The sequence below is a fragment of the Actinomadura sp. NPDC000600 genome (assembly GCF_040492135.1).
Lineage (GTDB): Bacteria > Actinomycetota > Actinomycetes > Streptosporangiales > Streptosporangiaceae > Spirillospora.
Genome location: NZ_JBEUPD010000046.1, coordinates 1 through 14,752, shown reverse-complemented (window position 1 = coordinate 14,752; position 14,752 = coordinate 1). Strand labels below are relative to the sequence as shown.

The window sequence follows — 14,752 nt, the reverse complement described above, 5'->3', positions numbered from 1 at the left end:
CCCATGGAGTCGACCATCCCCCAACCCGACGAGGCCGACCCGGGACCCGCGCTGCGCTATCCCGCGGGCTCCCTCGTGCTGGTCGCCGGCCTGCCGGGCGCCGGCAAGAGCACCCTGCTGAACCGCCTGTACGGACTGCGCGGCGACGAGACGGCCCCGGTGCGCGCCGGGGACGTCCGGGTCATCGACTCCCGCCAGTCCCGCAACTGGTGGGCCAGGTTCCTCGGGCCGCTGCCCGTCCGGCTGCGGACCCCGATCGTGCACGCCACCCACGTCTGGCGCATCGCCCGCGCGGTCCGCGCCGGGCACGGCGTCGTCGCCCACACCCGCGGCACCTGGCCGCACATCCTGCACTGCTTCGCGTGGCTGGCCCGCCGCCGCGGCGGGCGGCTGCACCTGATCCTCATCGACGTCGAGCCGGAGACCGCCCGCGCCGGCCAGTACGCCCGCGGCCGGGTCGTCACCTCCACCACGTTCGCCCGCCACTGCCGCCGCTGGAACCCGCTGATCGCCCGCGCTCGCGAGGGCGGCCCGCTGCCGCCCGCCGCCGGGGTCGTCGTCCTCGACCGCGACGCCGCCGACAAGCTCCAGGCCATCCGCTTCAGCTGAACCCCCGAACCGGCGGACGGGCCCCCTCTGGTCGTGGGCCAAGGGGCGGAGGGGGCGTGTGGGTAGGGTCGGGAGGAGTCGAGACGACGAGAGGCGGCAGCATGGCGCAGCAGGTACGCGGGGTCGTCGCACCCGGCAAGGGACAGCCGGTGCGGATCGAGACGATCGTCGTTCCGGACCCGGGCCCCGGGGAGGCGGTCGTCCAGGTCCAGGCGTGCGGGGTCTGCCACACCGACCTCCACTACCGCGAGGGCGGCATCAACGACGAGTTCCCGTTCCTGCTCGGGCACGAGGCCGCCGGGGTCGTCGAGTCGGTGGGCGAGGGGGTGACCGAGGTCGCGCCGGGCGACTTCGTGGTCCTCAACTGGCGCGCGGTGTGCGGGCAGTGCCGCGCCTGCACGCGCGGACGCCCCTGGTACTGCTTCGACACGCACAACGCGAAGCAGAAGATGACCCTCGAGGACGGGACCGAGCTGTCGCCCGCGCTCGGCATCGGCGCGTTCGCCGACAAGACCCTCGTCGCGGCCGGGCAGTGCACGCGGGTCGACCCCGCGGCGCGGCCCGAGGTCGCCGGGCTGCTCGGGTGCGGCGTGATGGCGGGGCTCGGCGCCGCGATCAACACCGGCGGGGTCGGGCGCGGCGACTCGGTCGCGGTCATCGGCTGCGGCGGCGTCGGCGCGGCGGCCGTGCTCGGCGCCCGGCTGGCCGGCGCCGCCCGGATCATCGCGGTGGACCTGGACGAGCGCAAGCTCGCCACCGCCTCCTCGCTCGGCGCCACGCACACCGTCGACGGCGGGAAGCAGGACGTGGTCGAGACGGTGCGGGAGCTGACCGGCGGGTTCGGCGCCGACGTCGTCATCGACGCGGTCGGCCGCCCGGAGACCTACGAGCAGGCCTTCTACGCCCGCGACCTCGCCGGGACGGTGGTCCTGGTCGGGGTGCCGACCCCCGAGATGAGGCTGGAGCTGCCGCTGCTGGACGTCTTCGGGCGCGGCGGATCGCTCAAGTCGTCCTGGTACGGCGACTGCCTGCCGTCCCGCGACTTCCCCATGCTCATCGACCTGTACCTGCAGGGCCGCCTCGACCTGGACGCCTTCGTCTCCGAGACGATCGAGCTGGACGGCGTCGAGGCCGCGTTCGAGAAGATGCACCGCGGCGACGTGCTGCGCTCGGTGGTGGTGCTCTGATGGCGGCCCGCATCGACCACGTCGTCACGTCCGGGACGTTCTCGCTGGACGGCGGCACCTGGGACGTCGACAACAACGTCTGGATCGTCGGGGACGACAGCGAGGCGGTCGTCATCGACGCCGCGCACGACGCCGAGGCGATCGCCGCGGCGGTCGGCGGCCGGCGGCTGGTGGCGATCGTGTCCACGCACGGGCACGACGACCACATCGACGCGGCGCCCGCCCTGCGGGCCCGCACGGGCGCGCCGATCCTGCTGCACCCGGACGACCTGATGCTGTGGAAGCAGAGGCATCCGGACACCTCGCCCGACGGCGACCTTTCCGACGGGCAGGTCATCACGGTCGCGGGCACGGACCTCACCGTCCTGCACACGCCCGGCCACAGCCCCGGGGCGGTGTGCCTGCACGCGCCCGGCCTCGCGACCGTCTTCTCCGGCGACACCCTGTTCAGCGGCGGACCGGGCGCCACGGGCCGGTCCTTCTCCGACTTCCCGACGATCATCGCCTCGATCCGGGAGCGGCTGCTGACGCTCCCGCCGGAGACGACCGTGCGCACCGGGCACGGCGACTCCACCACCATCGCGGCGGAGGCCCCGCATCTGGAGGAATGGATAGCCCGGGGCCACTGACCGGGATAGTGTCCCCGGTGGCGGGCGGTCGTCCAGAGCCGGGAGGGTGCGATGCGGGGCAGGGCACCGCTGGCGCTCCTGCTCTGCGGGGCCGTCGCGGGGTGCGGCCAGAGCGCGCGCGGCGCGGACGTGCCGCCGCCGGTCGCGCCCCCCGCGTCGGCTCCCACCGCGAGCTCGCCTCCCGCCGCTCCGGTCCCCACGGCCGCGCCTGACAGGGCCGTGCCGCTCGGACGGGTCCGGGGGTGGCGCATCACCACCTATTACACGGCGCTGGAGAGTCTCTACCACGGCGCCCGCAAGCCGGTGCGCGGCTGCGCCCGCTTCCACTGCTCGCACGGGAAGACCCCGCTCGGCTCGTTCCCGAAGGACTTCCTCAAGGTCGTCCAGACCGAGGGCAGCGGGCGCATCACCGAGGGGCCGCAGGCGGGCCGGTACCTGAACTGGTCGCACAGCGTCGGCTTCTGGCTGGACGACACCACCCGCGACTCGCGCGGGCGACCGCTGCGGCCGTGGGCGTCGGCGGCGGCCGACAAGTCCGTCCTGGCGCGGGGGCAGCGGTTCGCGATCGTCGACTGCGGCAGGGACGGCAACGGCCGCCCGATCGAGGACGAGGTGTGCGCGGCGTTCCGGAAGGCGAACTGGACGGTCACCGACCTGTTCCGCCCCGGATACGGCGGCGAGAACCACGCCGACGTCTACATCGGCGAGGAGAAGGGCCCGCGGCTGGCCGAGTCGCCGTTCTACACGACGCTGAGCGGCGCCACCCTCGGGCCGTCCTAGCCCGGTCGCGCCCTGGAAGCGCCTAGGACGGGACGCGCTCGACCGGGCGAGGCGAGGCCAGGCGGGTCGCCTGCGTCCGGCCCCGCAGGGTGACCTCCTCGCCGAGCGACCAGTGCGCCGCCTCGTCCGGCCCCGCCCGGGCGACGAGCGAGCCCGCCGCCAGCACGCGCTCGGGGGTCGTCTTGGCCAGGTCGGTGAGGCGGGCCGCCTCGTTCACCGGGTCGCCGATCACGGTGTACTCGAACCGCTCCTCCGCGCCGATGTGCCCGGCGACGGCCTCCCCCGCCGAGACGCCGACGGCGGCGCGCAGCGCCGGGACGTCCGCGCCCAGCCGGCGGGCCAGTTCGCGGGACGCGGCGAGCGCGCGGGCGGGCGCGCCGTCCAGCGGGAGCGGCGCCCCGAAGATCGCCAGCGCGGCGTCGCCCTCGAACTTGTTGATCCAGCCGCCGTGGCGGCCGACCACCTCGACGACCACGGCGAAGAAGTCGTTCAGCAGCCGGACGACCTCGGCGGGCGGCCGGTCGGCCGCGAGCCGGGTGGAGCCGATGATGTCCACGAAGATCACCGCGACCTCGCGCAGCTCGCCGCCGAGGTCGATGCCGCGCTCCACCGCGACGCGCGCGACGTCCGCGCCGACCTGGCGGCCGAACAGGTCGCGCAGCCGCTCGTGCTCGCGCAGCCCGGCGGCCATGTGGTTGAACCCGGCCTGGAGCAGCCCGACCTCGCTGGCGTCGTAGACGGGGACCTCCACGTCCAGGTCGCCGCGCTCGATCCGGGCGAGGCCGAGCCGCACCGACTCGACCGGGTCCGCGATGGCGCGGGCGGCGCCGTAGGTGATGCCGAACCCGACGACCAGCGCGATGCCGCCGAGCGCGAGGACCGCGACGGCGAACTCCCGCACGGTGATCCTCGCGATGAGGAACGAGCCGACCGCGAGGGTGATCAGTCCGAGGATCGGGACGGCGGTCCCGAGGCCCCAGGCCAGCACCGAGCGGGCGACGACGCCGGGCAGCCCGGTCCGGCGCGGCATCTCGCTGCGCAGCGCCGTGGTCACCGCGCGCCGCAGCAGCCGCTCGGTCAGCAGGTAGACGACCGTGCAGGTGGTGAGGCCGCCGAGCAGGCTCGTCAGGCCCAGCTTGACGGCGAGCAGGCCGGAGAAGGGGGCGTTGATGACGACCCAGCCGACCGTCCCGATCCCCCAGAGCGTCAGGTGCAGGGCCATCAGCCGCAGCGGCCCGTACAGCAGCAGCGAGCGCTCGTGCCTGTCGGGCTCGTCGTGCCGCTCGACCAGGCGCCGGACGCGGCGGAAGAACCGCTCGCCGAGCAGGAGGCCGACCGGCACCGCCGCGGTGACGTAGACGGTGAAGACGACCAGGTTGACGAACCGGAGCCGCTCGGACACCGCGCCGACGGGGTTGGGGACGACGACGGCGAACGCGAGCACGACCAGCGCCCCGCCGAGGTTCGCCAGCCCGGTGGAGATCCGCACCAGCACCCTGGCCCGGTGGGCGATCTGCGCCCGGGTGTCGTCCGGGGCGCCGTCGATCAGCCGCCACAGGGGACCGAGCAGGCTCCCCGGGCGGCGCCTGGTCCGCGGAGCGGGCCTCGCCCGTTCGGTCCTCATGAGCGAGGAGGTTATCCGGTCGGATCCCCACGGACTCCACCGCCGGCGAGCGACCTCGGCGAGGGATTGCTCACTCAGGTGCGGATCGGCTCCAGGAGCCGGTGCGGGTTGCGCAGGAGCATGCTGACCGGGTCGGTGCGGCGGCGGACGCCGGGCCCGGCGTGGATCTCCAGTTCCTCCGGCCCGACGTGCGTCCCGCACGCCGCGCACTGCCCGTCCGGACCGATCTGGGTGCCGCAGGCGAGGTGGACGAAGACGCGGCACGGCTCGGCGGACAGGTGGTCCTCGGCCCAGCGGGCGAGGGTGTGGACCACGGGCCACAGCTCCTTGCCCATCTCCGTCAGCACGTAGTCGTGGCCGTCCTTGATCAGAACGCCGGCGTCGACGAGCGACTGGAGCCGCGCTGACAGCACCGCACGGGGGATGTCCAGGTGGACGAGGAAGTCGCTGAAGCGGCGGACGCCGTAGAAGGCGTCCCGGACGATGAGCAGCGTCCAGCGCTCCCCCACGACCTCCAGCGCACGGGCCAGCGAGCAGTCCTGCGCCGCGTAGTCCTTGCCGAGTGCCATGCCCACCACAGTACCCGCCCGGGGGTTCATTGATTGAACTCACTCGTGCTACGGTCACCCCATTCGGTTCGTTCAATGAACTCGGGAGACCGCATGACGACTCTGGCGACCCCCCTCGCCGCGCGCAGAGCGCCGGGCACCGCCGCCGCGCTGGCGCTGCCCGCCGCCGCCACCCTGCTCGCCCTGATGAACTACTGCGCCCCCGCGGCGACGCTGGCCGACACCGCGCGCGGGCTGCGCGCCGGGGCGACCGCGCAGATCTGGCTGATGAGCTCGATCAGCCTCGGGCTCGCGGCGGCGCTGCTCGCCGCCGGCAGCCTCGCCGACGACCACGGCCGCAAGCGCACGTTCGTGGCCGGCGCGGCGGCGCTCGCCGTCTCCAGCGTCGCGTGCGCGCTCGCGCCCAACGCCGCGGTGTTCATCGCGGGCCGCGTCGCGCAGGGCGCGGCCAGCGCCGCCCTCCTGGTGACCGGGCTCGGCATCATCGGCGCATCGTTCGCGGCGGGGCCGTCGCGGGCGCGGGCCACCGGCATGTGGGGCGCGATGGTCGGCCTCGGCATCGCGCTCGGCCCCATCGCGGCGGCCGTGCTGACCTCGGCAGGGGGCTGGCGGCTCTGGTACTGGGCCACGGTCGCCGCGTCCGTGCTGCTCGCGGCTGCGGCGTCCCGCGCGCTCACCGAGTCGCGGGCGGACCGCCCGCGCGGCGTGGACCTGCCGGGCCTTTCCACCATGAGCCTCGGCGTCGCGGCGCTGGTGGCCGCGATCACCTGGGGCCGCGCCGGCTGGACGGCCCCGGGCGTCCTCGCGCTGTTCGCCGCCGCGGCGGTCCTGCTGGCCGCGTTCGTCCTCGTCGAGTCGCGGCGCCGGGAGCCGATGGTCGATCTGGGGCTGTTCCGGCGGCCGGCGTTCCTGCTGTCGGTGACCGGGGCGCTCGTCACCGGGCTCGCCGTGATCGGCGTCATGACCTACCTGGCGACGATGATGAGCCTGGTGATGGGCCTGTCGCCCGTCGCGGCGGCGCTGGTGCTGGCGATCTGGTCCGCGCTGTCGTTCCTCGTCGCCCTGCAGGCGCACCGCCTGCCGGCGCACCTCCCGGTCCGGCGCCTGCTGGCCGCCGGGTTCGCGCTCGCCGCCGTCAGCGAGTTCGCGATGGCGGACCTGGCGCCGGGCGCGCACTGGTGGCGGCTCGTCCCCGGCCTGGCCGTCGCGGGCGTCGCGAGCGGCCTGACCAACGCGATGCTCGCCCGGCTGGCCGTGGAGAGCGTCCCCGCCGACCGCGCGAGCATGGGGGCCGGCGCCAACAACACCGCCCGCTACATCGGGGCGTCGCTGGGCGTGGCGATCGTCGGGGCCATCGCGACCGGCTCGGGGCACGACCCGGCCTCGCTGGCGCACGGCACGAACGTCGCGATGGTCGTCTCGGCCGCCACCGCCCTCGGCTACGCCGTCCTCGCCCTGGTGATCCGGGAGCGTGCCCGCCGAGGCTAGGCGAGCTCCTCGATGAAGGCGGCCAGCTGCGTCAGGTTCCGGCACTCGTACATGGGGAGCAGCTCGCCGTAGCGGGAGGCGGCGGAGTCGCCGGTGTCCCACTGGGCGCGCGGCTCGGGGTTGAGCCAGTACGCGTGCCGGGCCCGGTCCACCATCGACCGCACGATCGGCAGGGACAGCTCGCCGTAGTTGGAGCGGGCGTCCCCGAGGATCAGCAGCGACGTCCTCGGGGTGACGGCGTCGCGGTACCTGTCGTCGAACACCTTGAAGGCGTGGCCGTAGTTGGACCGGCCGGTGATCCACACGAGGTCGGCCTCGGCGGCGAGGCGGGTCATCGCGTCGGTGACGTCCGCGCCCGGCGCGAAGTACTTGGTGATCTCGTCGGTGGCGTCGATGAAGGCGAACGCGCGGACCTTGCTGAACTGCTCCCGCAGCGCGAACGTGAGCAGCAGCGTGAAGTGCGCGAACGCCGACACCGAGTCGCTGGCGTCGCACAGCACGACCAGCTCGGGCCGGTGCGGGCGGCGGGGCCGGTGGTGGGTGGTCAGCGGCACTCCCCCGCTGGCCAGGGACGCGCGGACCGTCCGGCGGAAGTCGAGCCGGCCGCGCCGCCCGTGCCGCTGCCGCTGCACGAGCCGGGACGCCAGCTTGCGCGCCAGCGGATACACCTCGCGGCGCAGCGCCTCCATCTCGGCGCGGGTCGCGCCGGCGAAGTCGAGCCGCTCCAGCGGCGGCCGGACGGCGATGCGGGCGGTGCGCTCGACGCCGGTGTCCTCGGCGATGCGGCGCCGCACCTCGCCCGCGACGAGGTCGGAGAACCGGGCGATGCGGTCGCGGAAGGTCCGGCGCGCGACGCGCTCGGCCATGCCGCCCCGCTCCCGCCCGGTCAGGACCGCCTCCAGCAGCCGCGCCATCAGCGTCTCCGGCGACAGCGCGCTCAGCACGCCCGAGGAGAACCACGACTCCTGCCCCGGCGTCCGGCCGTATTCGGCGACGGCGAGCCGGGCGAACTGCCGCAGCCCGGCGTCGTCCCCGGCGAGCAGGAGGTCGGCCAGCTCGGCGCGGCGCCGCTGGACCTGCGGGTCGAGCGCGGCCGGGACGGGACGCCCGTCGTCGTCCACCGTCCGGGCCGGGCCGTCGTCGTCCCGCACCGCTCCCGCCCCGTCCCCCACGGCCGCCGGGAACCACAGGTCGAAGAGCGTGTCGAACGTGGGGCGGTGCTGGGGCCTCTTGACGACCGTCGCGGCGTAGGCGGCGCGCACCGACTCGCGGTCGAGCAGGTCGACGGCCTGCAGGGCGCGCACCGCGTCCAGCCCCTCGGCGACCGACACCGGCAGCCCGGCCCGCCGCAGCTCCGCGACGAACCCGGTGTGCCGGTCGACGAGTGAGGCCATGTCAGCCGCGCAGCCCGAGTTCCTTGGCGGCGCGCTCCTGGTCGGAGACGTGCTTGAGGACGACGCCGAGCGTGCGGCCCACGGCGGCCTCGTCCAGGTCGTCCAGGCCGAGGGCGAGCAGGGTGCGCGCCCAGTCGACGGTCTCCGCGATCGACGGCGCCTTCTTGATCTCCAGGTCGCGCAGCGTGCCGACGGTGCGGACGAGCTGCTCGGCCAGCTCCGCCTCGATGCCCGGCACCTGCGCGAGGACGATGTCGCGCTCCCGTTCGGGCGCCGGGTAGTCCAGGTGGAGGTAGAGGCAGCGGCGCTTGAGCGCCTCCGACAGCTCCCGCGCCGCGTTCGAGGTGATCAGCACGAACGGCCGGCGGACCGCCGACACCGTCCCGAGCTCGGGGATCGTCACCTGGAAGTCCGACAGGACCTCCAGCAGCATGCCCTCGACCTCGACGTCGGCCTTGTCCGCCTCGTCGATGAGCAGGACGGTCGGGTCGCTGCGCCGGATAGCCGCCAGCAGCGGCCGCTCCAACAGGAACTCCTCGGAGAAGATGTCGTCGTGGGTCTCCTGCCAGGCGCGGTCCGACGGTGCGGCCTGGATCGCGAGGAGCTGCTTCTTGTAGTTGAACTCGTAGAGCGCGCGGGCCTCGTCCAGGCCCTCGTAGCACTGGAGCCGGATCAGCTCCGCGCCGGTCGACGCCGCCACGGCCTTCGCCAGCTCCGTCTTGCCGACGCCCGCGGGCCCCTCCACCAGCAGCGGCTTGCCGAGCGCCTGGGCGAGGAACACCGTCGTGGCGATCGACTCGTCCGCGAGATAGCGGACCTCGGCGAGCCTGCGCCCCACATCGGCGGGCGAGGCGAACATCGCGTCGGTCATCCCTTGCCCTTCCGCGCGGCGGCCTTCTTGTAGGTCTGGTTGGTCCCGGCGAAGACGAGCGACGCCTTGTCCTCGCTGAGCGCGACGCCCCAGTAGGACGCGGTCTTGGGGTCGCCGCCGTTCCACGAGAAGCGGAACTTGCCGCCCCCTTCGGGGATGGCCGTGCCGCTCCACAGCTTCTGCCGGCCCCGCACCCACACGCCGCTCCCGTCGGCCTTGAACTGGAAGTAGTCCTTGGCCGCGCCGACCCAGACTCCCACCAGCGGCTTCACGTCGGCGGGCTGCACCGCCGGCAGTGGCGCCAGCGTGGTGGGCGGCGCGGACGGGGCCGCGTCCGCGGCCTCCTTCTCGCCGCCGCAGCCCGCGAGGGCCAGCCCGGCCGCGGCGGCGCAGGCGGCGAGGACGGTCGAACGGGCCCGCACTGTCACGGAGACCTCCGGATTTCCTGGGACAAGAGCGGAATCCTACCCGCGCGTCCGCTCATCCCTGAGGGGTAGCCCGCACATGGCACCGAGGGGTGACGCCCCCGCCCGGTGGATCCGCCTATAACGGTGTCATGACGACCCCACGACTGCCGCGCGAGGACCTCACGGCGGCCATGGCGGCCCGGCGCGAGTTGGGGCCCGACTACGACGACGCCTTCATCGAGACGGTCGTCGAACGCATCGAGGAGACCCTCGACGCCCGCGCGGCCGCCGCGCCGCGCCGCCAGCGCGCCGCCCGGGCACCCGAACCCCGCCGCGGCGAGCGGGATCACAGCCTCGCCCTGGCGATACTGTCGCTGCTCGCCGCCATCCCGCTCAGCGCGATCGGCGTCGTCAACGCCGGCCTCCCTGGCCTCATCTTCGCCCTCGCGGGCATCGTCCTAATCAATTTCATCTACAACCGGCGCTAGCCCAGGGGACGACCCCTGGAACCCCCGTCACGAGCCGTCGCTCAGGTCCACTCCAAGAGCGTGATGGGGTGGCACGTCCAAGAGCGTTGGACGTGCACGGTTCCCACCCTCTTGGACTGGGCCTTCGCCGGGGTGCGGGCAGGCGCGTGGAGCGAGTGCAGCGAGCGCAACGCGCATGCCCGCCGACGCAGGCGACCGCAGCGACGCCGCACCAGCCGCCACAGGCACGGCGACCGCAACGGCGGCGTGAGGATCGCCTGCGTCGCAACGGGGGTTCCAGGGGGTCGCCCCCCTGGGCCAGCACTAGTCTCTCGGGAGGCCCAGGATGCGTTCGCCGATGATGTTGAGCTGCACTTCCGTGGTGCCGCCGTAGATGGTCATCGCTCGGCTGAACAGCATCGCGCGGCCCACGATGCCGCTCTCGGCCATCGGGACCTCGGTGGCGGCGGCCGTGCCCTGCGCCGCCCAGCAGTAGTCGGCGACGTCCTGGTTGAACTGGACGCCGAGCAGCTTGCGGACGCTGGCCTCCGCGCCCGGCTCCACGCCGTTCAGCTGCTTGAGCGTGGTGCGCAGGCCCAGCAGGTCGATCGACTGGCCCTGGGCGACGAGCCTGCCGACCTCGGCGGCCGCGACCGCGTCGAGCTTCCGGTCCGCGAAGAACCGCAGCAGCTCGGGGACGCCCATGCCGAGGCCGCCGCCGGTGGACAGCGACACCCGCTCGTTCGACAGGGTGTTGCGCGCGACCTGCCAGCCCCGGTTCACCTCGCCCACCACGCGGTCGTCGGGGACGAAGACGCCGTCCAGGAAGACCTCGTTGAACAGGGCGTCACCGGTCAGCTCCCGCAGCGGGCGGACGTCCACGCCCTCGGACTTCATGTCCACGAGGAAGTAGGTGATGCCGTCGTGCTTCGCGGCGGACGGGTCGGTGCGGGCGATGCAGAAGCCCCACTCGGCGTGGTGGGCGAGCGACGTCCAGATCTTCTGTCCGGTCAGCTTCCAGCCGCCCTCGACCCGCTCGGCCTTCATCGACAGCGAGGCCAGGTCCGAGCCGGCTCCCGGCTCGGAGAACAGCTGGCACCACACGATCTTCCCGCGCAGCGTCGGCCGCAGGAACCGCTCCTTCTGCTCCTCGGTCCCGTAGCGGACGAGCGAGGGCACCAGCCAGGCGCCGATCCCGAGGTTCGGGGTCTTGACCTTGGCGGCCCGCAGCTCCTGCTGGATGAGGATCTGCTCGACCGGCCCGGCCTCGCGCCCCCACGGCCTGGGGAAGTGCGGGACGGTCCAGCCCTCGTCGCCGAGGCGCTCGGCCAGGGCGTCCCGGTCCTCGACCGCGGCAAGCTCGGCGATCTCGGCGCGGATCCGCTCGCGCAGCGGCTGGGCGTCCTCGTCCAGCTCCAGCACGACCTCGCGGCGCCCGCCGGCCAGCGCCAGCTCGGCGACCTTGGCGGCCCAGCCCTTGGACGGGCCGAGCAGCGCCCGCAGCGTCAGCGCGCGGCGCAGGTAGACGTGGGCGTCGTGCTCCCAGGTGAAGCCGATGCCGCCGAGGATCTGGATGGCATCGCGGGCGGTCTGCACGCCCGCGTCCAGCGCGATGACGGCCGAGACGGCGGTGGCGAACCCCGCTTCCTCGGTTCCCTCGTCCAGGGCGCGGGCCGCGTCCCAGGCGGCGGCGCGGGCCTGCTCCAGCGCGATCAGGCTGCGGGCGGCCTTGTGCTTGACGCCCTGGAACTGCCCGATCGGGCGGCCGAACTGCTCGCGGACCTTGGCGTACTCGGCGGCGGTGCCGACCAGCCATCCGGCGAGGCCCGCGGCCTCGGCGCCGAACAGCGCGGCCGCCAGGTCCTTCACCCGGCCGGTGGTGAGGCCGTCCAGGACGCGGTCGGCGGCCACGGCGGCGCCGGAGACCTCGACGGACGCGACGCGGCGGACCCGGTCGAGGCTCGGCACCGGGGTGACGGCGAGGTCGGCGGCGTCCACCGCGACCCACTGCTCGCCGTCGTCCACGGCGACCGGCAGGACCAGCACGTCGGCGAGCGCGGCGCCGAGGACCGCGGCCGCCGTCCCCGACACCACGAGCGAGTCGCCGTCGCGGCGGCCGGTCAGCTCGCCGTCCAGCGCGACGGCCGCCGTCCGAGACCCGTCGGCGAGGCCCGGGAGCAGCTCGGCGCGCAGCTTGGCGTTGCTGGAGGCGTCGATGACCGTGCTGGCGAGCACGGTCGGCAGGAACGGCCCGGGCGCCGCGGCGCGGCCCAGCTCCTCCAGCACGACCGACAGCTCCAGCAGGCCGAAGCCCTGGCCGCCGTGCTCCTCGTCCAGGTGCAGGCCCAGCAGGCCCTGTTCGGCGAGGGCCGGCCAGAAGCCGGGCCTGGTCTCCTCGTCCGCGTCCAGCGCGGCCCGGACGGCCGCCGCCGGAATGTTGCGCTCGGCGAAGCCGCGCACCGATTCGGCGAGCGCCTCGTGCTCCTCGGTCAGCCCGATGGCCATGCGTCAACCCTCTCTCGACCGTTTTGACCGAGATTCTAGAACAGCATTCGGATGTTGTGGGGACGCGGCCCCGCTCTCACTTCTCGCGTGTCGCGCCGGTCTCCGCCTCGGCGGCGGGCTCCGCCTTCGGGAGCGGCTCCCGGGAGACCCTGGGACCGGCGGCGAGGCTGGCGACCGTGGTGGCGACCAGGGTCCCGGCGATCACGGCCAGGGACAGCCAGGTCGGGACGTCCGGCGCCCACCCGACCCCGTACTCGTGCAGCGCGTGCAGGATCAGCTTGACGCCGATGAAGCCGAGGATGAACGCCAGCCCGTGCGCGAGGTAGACGAGCCGGTCGGTGAGGCCGCCGAGCAGGAAGTACAGCTGGACGAGGCCCATCAGCGCGAACGCGTTGGCGGTGAAGACCAGGTAGGGCTCGGTCGTCAGCCCGAAGATCGCGGGGATGGAGTCCAGCGCGAACAGCACGTCGGTGGAGCCGATCGCGATCATGACGATGGCCATCGGGGTGAGCATCCGGCGCCCGTTCCGGCGGGTGAGGAACCGGCTGCCGTCGTACTCCTCCGACGTCGGGATGACGCGCTTGGCCCACCGCAGCAGCGCGTTCTCCTTGAACTCGTCCTCGTCCCCGCCGCGCACCAGGCCGATCGCCGTCCACACGAGGACCGCGCCGAAGATGAAGAAGACCCAGGTGAAGGTCGCGATGGCGGCGGCGCCGACGGCGATGAACGCGCCGCGCAGCAGCAGCGCGATCACGATGCCCGCCATCAGCACGGTGTGCTGGGCGTGCTTCGGCACCGCGAACCGGGCGAGGATCACCATGAACACGAAGAGGTTGTCGACGCTGAGGCTCTTCTCGGTGACGAAGCCGCCCGCGTACTGCGCGGCGTACTCGCCGCCGTAGAACGCCCAGACGCCGAGGCCGAACAGCACGGCGAGGCCGATGTAGACCGCCGACCAGAACGCGGCGCGGCGGGTGGTGAACTCCCGCGTGTCGTTGCGATGGATCAGGAACAGGTCGGCCGCGATGATCGCAAGGATCACCGCGATGGTGGCGCCCCAGACGAGGGGGGATACCGACAACGTGAACACCTCCGGCGGACATGAGACGAGCGCCGGAGGTCTCTCCCGCCCTGGGATCGGCACGGGCCGCGGAACCCGGGCCGGCATGGGCCGACCGTATTGACGAGAACCGCGCGCAGGGATACTCCCCTCCGCTTACCTGCTTCAACGCGGCCCGCACCGGGGCGGTTCCCCCGCCCCGCGATTTTTCCGGCCCCGGTCCGAACCGGGGCGCCGGAGGCCGCGTCTAAGGACCGGTCAGCTCCAGGTACAGCTCCGCGAGCTGGTCGACGGCGTCGTCCTCGCCGGGCAGCAGCGCCGACCGGTGGGCGGCGGCCGCGCCCAGCCGCGCCGCGAGGGCCGGGTCGTCCAGGACGCGGCTCACCGCACGCCCGAGCGCCTCGGCGTCGTTCGGCGGCACCAGCAGCGCCGCGTCGGACTCCGGCCCCTGCAGCAGCGGGCCCCCCTCGGACCGCTCCTGCGCGCCCAGCATGCCGGGGATCCCGCCGACGCGGGTCGCGACCAGCGGCCGGCCCGCCCGCAGGATCTCCTGGACGACCAGCGGCTGCCCCTCCCACACGCTCGGCACGACCGCGACGTCGCAGGCGGCGAACAGCCCGGCCACGTCGGAGCGGCGGCCGAGCAGCCGGACGGGCAGGTCCTCGGCCTCGATCCGGGCGCGCAGCTCGTCCTCCAGCGGCCCGTCGCCGGCGATCGCGACGAGCGGCGGCGGGGTGCGTCCCGCCCACACCGCCGCGGCGTCAAGCAGCGTCGGCAGGCCCTTCTGCGCGGCGAGCCGGCCGACGGTGACGACCAGGGGCCGCTCCCCCGCGCCCAGCTCCGCCCGCACGTCGGCGCGGACGGCCGGGCCCGGCTGCGCCTGCGGCGCGGGCGCCGGGACGATCGCGTGCCCGACCGACCGGGCGCCCAGGGCCCGCATCCGGTCCTCGAGATCGGGCGAGACGCCGAGGACGCGGGTGGCGCCGCGCGCGACGACGCGCTCCAGCAGCCCGTAGACCGCGGCCGTCATGCCGCCGGTGATGACGGCGTTGTGCAGCGTGACGACCAGCGGCGGGCCGCCCCGCGCGAACCGCAGCGGGCCCGGCACGACGCGCGCGCACGCCGCCGCCGCGAGCGCCCCGGCGCGCAGGCCGTGGGCGTG

14 protein-coding genes are annotated in these 14,752 nt (G+C 74.3%); 6 read left to right on the top strand and 8 right to left on the bottom strand.

The genetic code is table 11. The features are described from left to right. Window positions 1–3 precede the first annotated feature (3 nt). The 4 genes from ABWI07_RS38815 (at window position 4) to ABWI07_RS38800 (ending at window position 3,205) form a co-directional block, all read left to right on the top strand. Window positions 4–609, top strand: a complete 606-nt coding sequence (locus tag ABWI07_RS38815; protein ID WP_149258113.1) for an AAA family ATPase — start codon at window positions 4–6, stop codon at window positions 607–609. Window positions 610–710: 101 nt separating this feature from the next. Beyond that, window positions 711–1,796 carry an S-(hydroxymethyl)mycothiol dehydrogenase gene (locus ABWI07_RS38810; protein WP_149258112.1) on the top strand — a complete coding sequence of 362 codons (1,086 nt, stop codon included), beginning with the start codon at window positions 711–713 and terminating at the stop codon, window positions 1,794–1,796. Then, window positions 1,796–2,425 (top strand): MBL fold metallo-hydrolase, encoded by a 630-nt coding sequence (locus ABWI07_RS38805; protein ID WP_149258111.1) that lies wholly within the window; start codon window positions 1,796–1,798, stop codon window positions 2,423–2,425. Before ABWI07_RS38810 ends, ABWI07_RS38805 begins: the two co-directional genes overlap by 1 nt. 51 nt (window positions 2,426–2,476) lie before the next feature. After that, complete coding sequence (locus ABWI07_RS38800) at window positions 2,477–3,205, top strand: hypothetical protein (RefSeq protein WP_353821591.1); 729 nt, start codon at window positions 2,477–2,479, stop codon at window positions 3,203–3,205. A gap of 22 nt (window positions 3,206–3,227) precedes the next feature. On the opposite strand, the gene ABWI07_RS38795 is transcribed toward ABWI07_RS38800, so the two are convergent. Together ABWI07_RS38795 and ABWI07_RS38790 are read right to left on the bottom strand one after the other, a co-directional pair. Next, entirely contained in the window at window positions 3,228–4,829 is a 1,602-nt protein-coding gene (locus ABWI07_RS38795; protein ID WP_353821590.1) for an adenylate/guanylate cyclase domain-containing protein, read from the bottom strand. A gap of 74 nt (window positions 4,830–4,903) precedes the next feature. Beyond that, window positions 4,904–5,398, bottom strand: a complete 495-nt coding sequence (locus ABWI07_RS38790) for a winged helix-turn-helix transcriptional regulator (protein WP_149258109.1) — start codon at window positions 5,396–5,398, stop codon at window positions 4,904–4,906. Between the two features lie 93 nt (window positions 5,399–5,491). On the opposite strand from ABWI07_RS38790, the gene ABWI07_RS38785 reads away from it, so the two are divergent. Beyond that, a complete protein-coding gene (locus ABWI07_RS38785) occupies window positions 5,492–6,886 on the top strand; it encodes an MFS transporter (RefSeq protein ID WP_149258108.1) in 1,395 nt (464 codons plus the stop codon). On the opposite strand, the gene ABWI07_RS38780 is transcribed toward ABWI07_RS38785, so the two are convergent. Genes ABWI07_RS38780 through ABWI07_RS38770 form a run of 3 tightly spaced genes read right to left on the bottom strand, consistent with a single transcriptional unit; the run spans window position 6,883 to window position 9,579 of the window. After that, window positions 6,883–8,280 carry a vWA domain-containing protein gene (locus ABWI07_RS38780; RefSeq protein ID WP_353821589.1) on the bottom strand — a complete coding sequence of 466 codons (1,398 nt, stop codon included), beginning with the start codon at window positions 8,278–8,280 and terminating at the stop codon, window positions 6,883–6,885. The genes ABWI07_RS38785 and ABWI07_RS38780 overlap by 4 nt on opposite strands. A gap of 1 nt (window position 8,281) precedes the next feature. Next, window positions 8,282–9,151 (bottom strand): AAA family ATPase, encoded by an 870-nt coding sequence (locus tag ABWI07_RS38775; protein WP_149258106.1) that lies wholly within the window; start codon window positions 9,149–9,151, stop codon window positions 8,282–8,284. Then, a complete protein-coding gene (locus tag ABWI07_RS38770) occupies window positions 9,148–9,579 on the bottom strand; it encodes a hypothetical protein (RefSeq protein WP_353821588.1) in 432 nt (143 codons plus the stop codon). Before ABWI07_RS38770 ends, ABWI07_RS38775 begins: the two co-directional genes overlap by 4 nt. Before the next feature lie 128 nt (window positions 9,580–9,707). On the opposite strand from ABWI07_RS38770, the gene ABWI07_RS38765 reads away from it, so the two are divergent. Beyond that, window positions 9,708–10,046, top strand: a complete 339-nt coding sequence (locus ABWI07_RS38765) for a hypothetical protein (RefSeq protein WP_149258105.1) — start codon at window positions 9,708–9,710, stop codon at window positions 10,044–10,046. 303 nt (window positions 10,047–10,349) lie between these two features. Here the strand turns inward: ABWI07_RS38765 and ABWI07_RS38760 are convergent, their stop codons facing one another. The 3 genes from ABWI07_RS38760 to ABWI07_RS38750 form a co-directional block, all read right to left on the bottom strand. Then, complete coding sequence (locus tag ABWI07_RS38760) at window positions 10,350–12,530, bottom strand: acyl-CoA dehydrogenase family protein (RefSeq protein WP_353821587.1); 2,181 nt, start codon at window positions 12,528–12,530, stop codon at window positions 10,350–10,352. A 76-nt stretch (window positions 12,531–12,606) separates the two neighbouring features. Continuing rightward, a complete protein-coding gene (locus ABWI07_RS38755) occupies window positions 12,607–13,611 on the bottom strand; it encodes a TerC family protein (protein WP_149258103.1) in 1,005 nt (334 codons plus the stop codon). A gap of 226 nt (window positions 13,612–13,837) precedes the next feature. Next, the coding region (locus ABWI07_RS38750) for a glycosyltransferase family 4 protein (protein WP_353821586.1) at window positions 13,838–14,752 on the bottom strand (915 nt) is incomplete at its 5' end.

Bases quoted from the DNA above. Each gene is read 5' to 3' on its own strand.
- ABWI07_RS38775 (WP_149258106.1), bottom strand. From the start codon at position 9,151: ATGACCGACGCGATGTTCGCCTCGCCCGCCGATGTGGGGCGCAGGCTC.
- ABWI07_RS38805 (WP_149258111.1), top strand. From the start codon at position 1,796: ATGGCGGCCCGCATCGACCACGTCGTCACGTCCGGGACGTTCTCGCTG.
- ABWI07_RS38810 (WP_149258112.1), top strand. From the start codon at position 711: ATGGCGCAGCAGGTACGCGGGGTCGTCGCACCCGGCAAGGGACAGCCG.
- ABWI07_RS38815 (WP_149258113.1), top strand. From the start codon at position 4: ATGGAGTCGACCATCCCCCAACCCGACGAGGCCGACCCGGGACCCGCG.
- ABWI07_RS38765 (WP_149258105.1), top strand. From the start codon at position 9,708: ATGACGACCCCACGACTGCCGCGCGAGGACCTCACGGCGGCCATGGCG.
- ABWI07_RS38760 (WP_353821587.1), bottom strand. From the start codon at position 12,530: ATGGCCATCGGGCTGACCGAGGAGCACGAGGCGCTCGCCGAATCGGTG.
- ABWI07_RS38780 (WP_353821589.1), bottom strand. From the start codon at position 8,280: ATGGCCTCACTCGTCGACCGGCACACCGGGTTCGTCGCGGAGCTGCGG.
- ABWI07_RS38800 (WP_353821591.1), top strand. From the start codon at position 2,477: ATGCGGGGCAGGGCACCGCTGGCGCTCCTGCTCTGCGGGGCCGTCGCG.
- ABWI07_RS38795 (WP_353821590.1), bottom strand. From the start codon at position 4,829: ATGAGGACCGAACGGGCGAGGCCCGCTCCGCGGACCAGGCGCCGCCCG.
- ABWI07_RS38785 (WP_149258108.1), top strand. From the start codon at position 5,492: ATGACGACTCTGGCGACCCCCCTCGCCGCGCGCAGAGCGCCGGGCACC.
- ABWI07_RS38790 (WP_149258109.1), bottom strand. From the start codon at position 5,398: ATGGCACTCGGCAAGGACTACGCGGCGCAGGACTGCTCGCTGGCCCGT.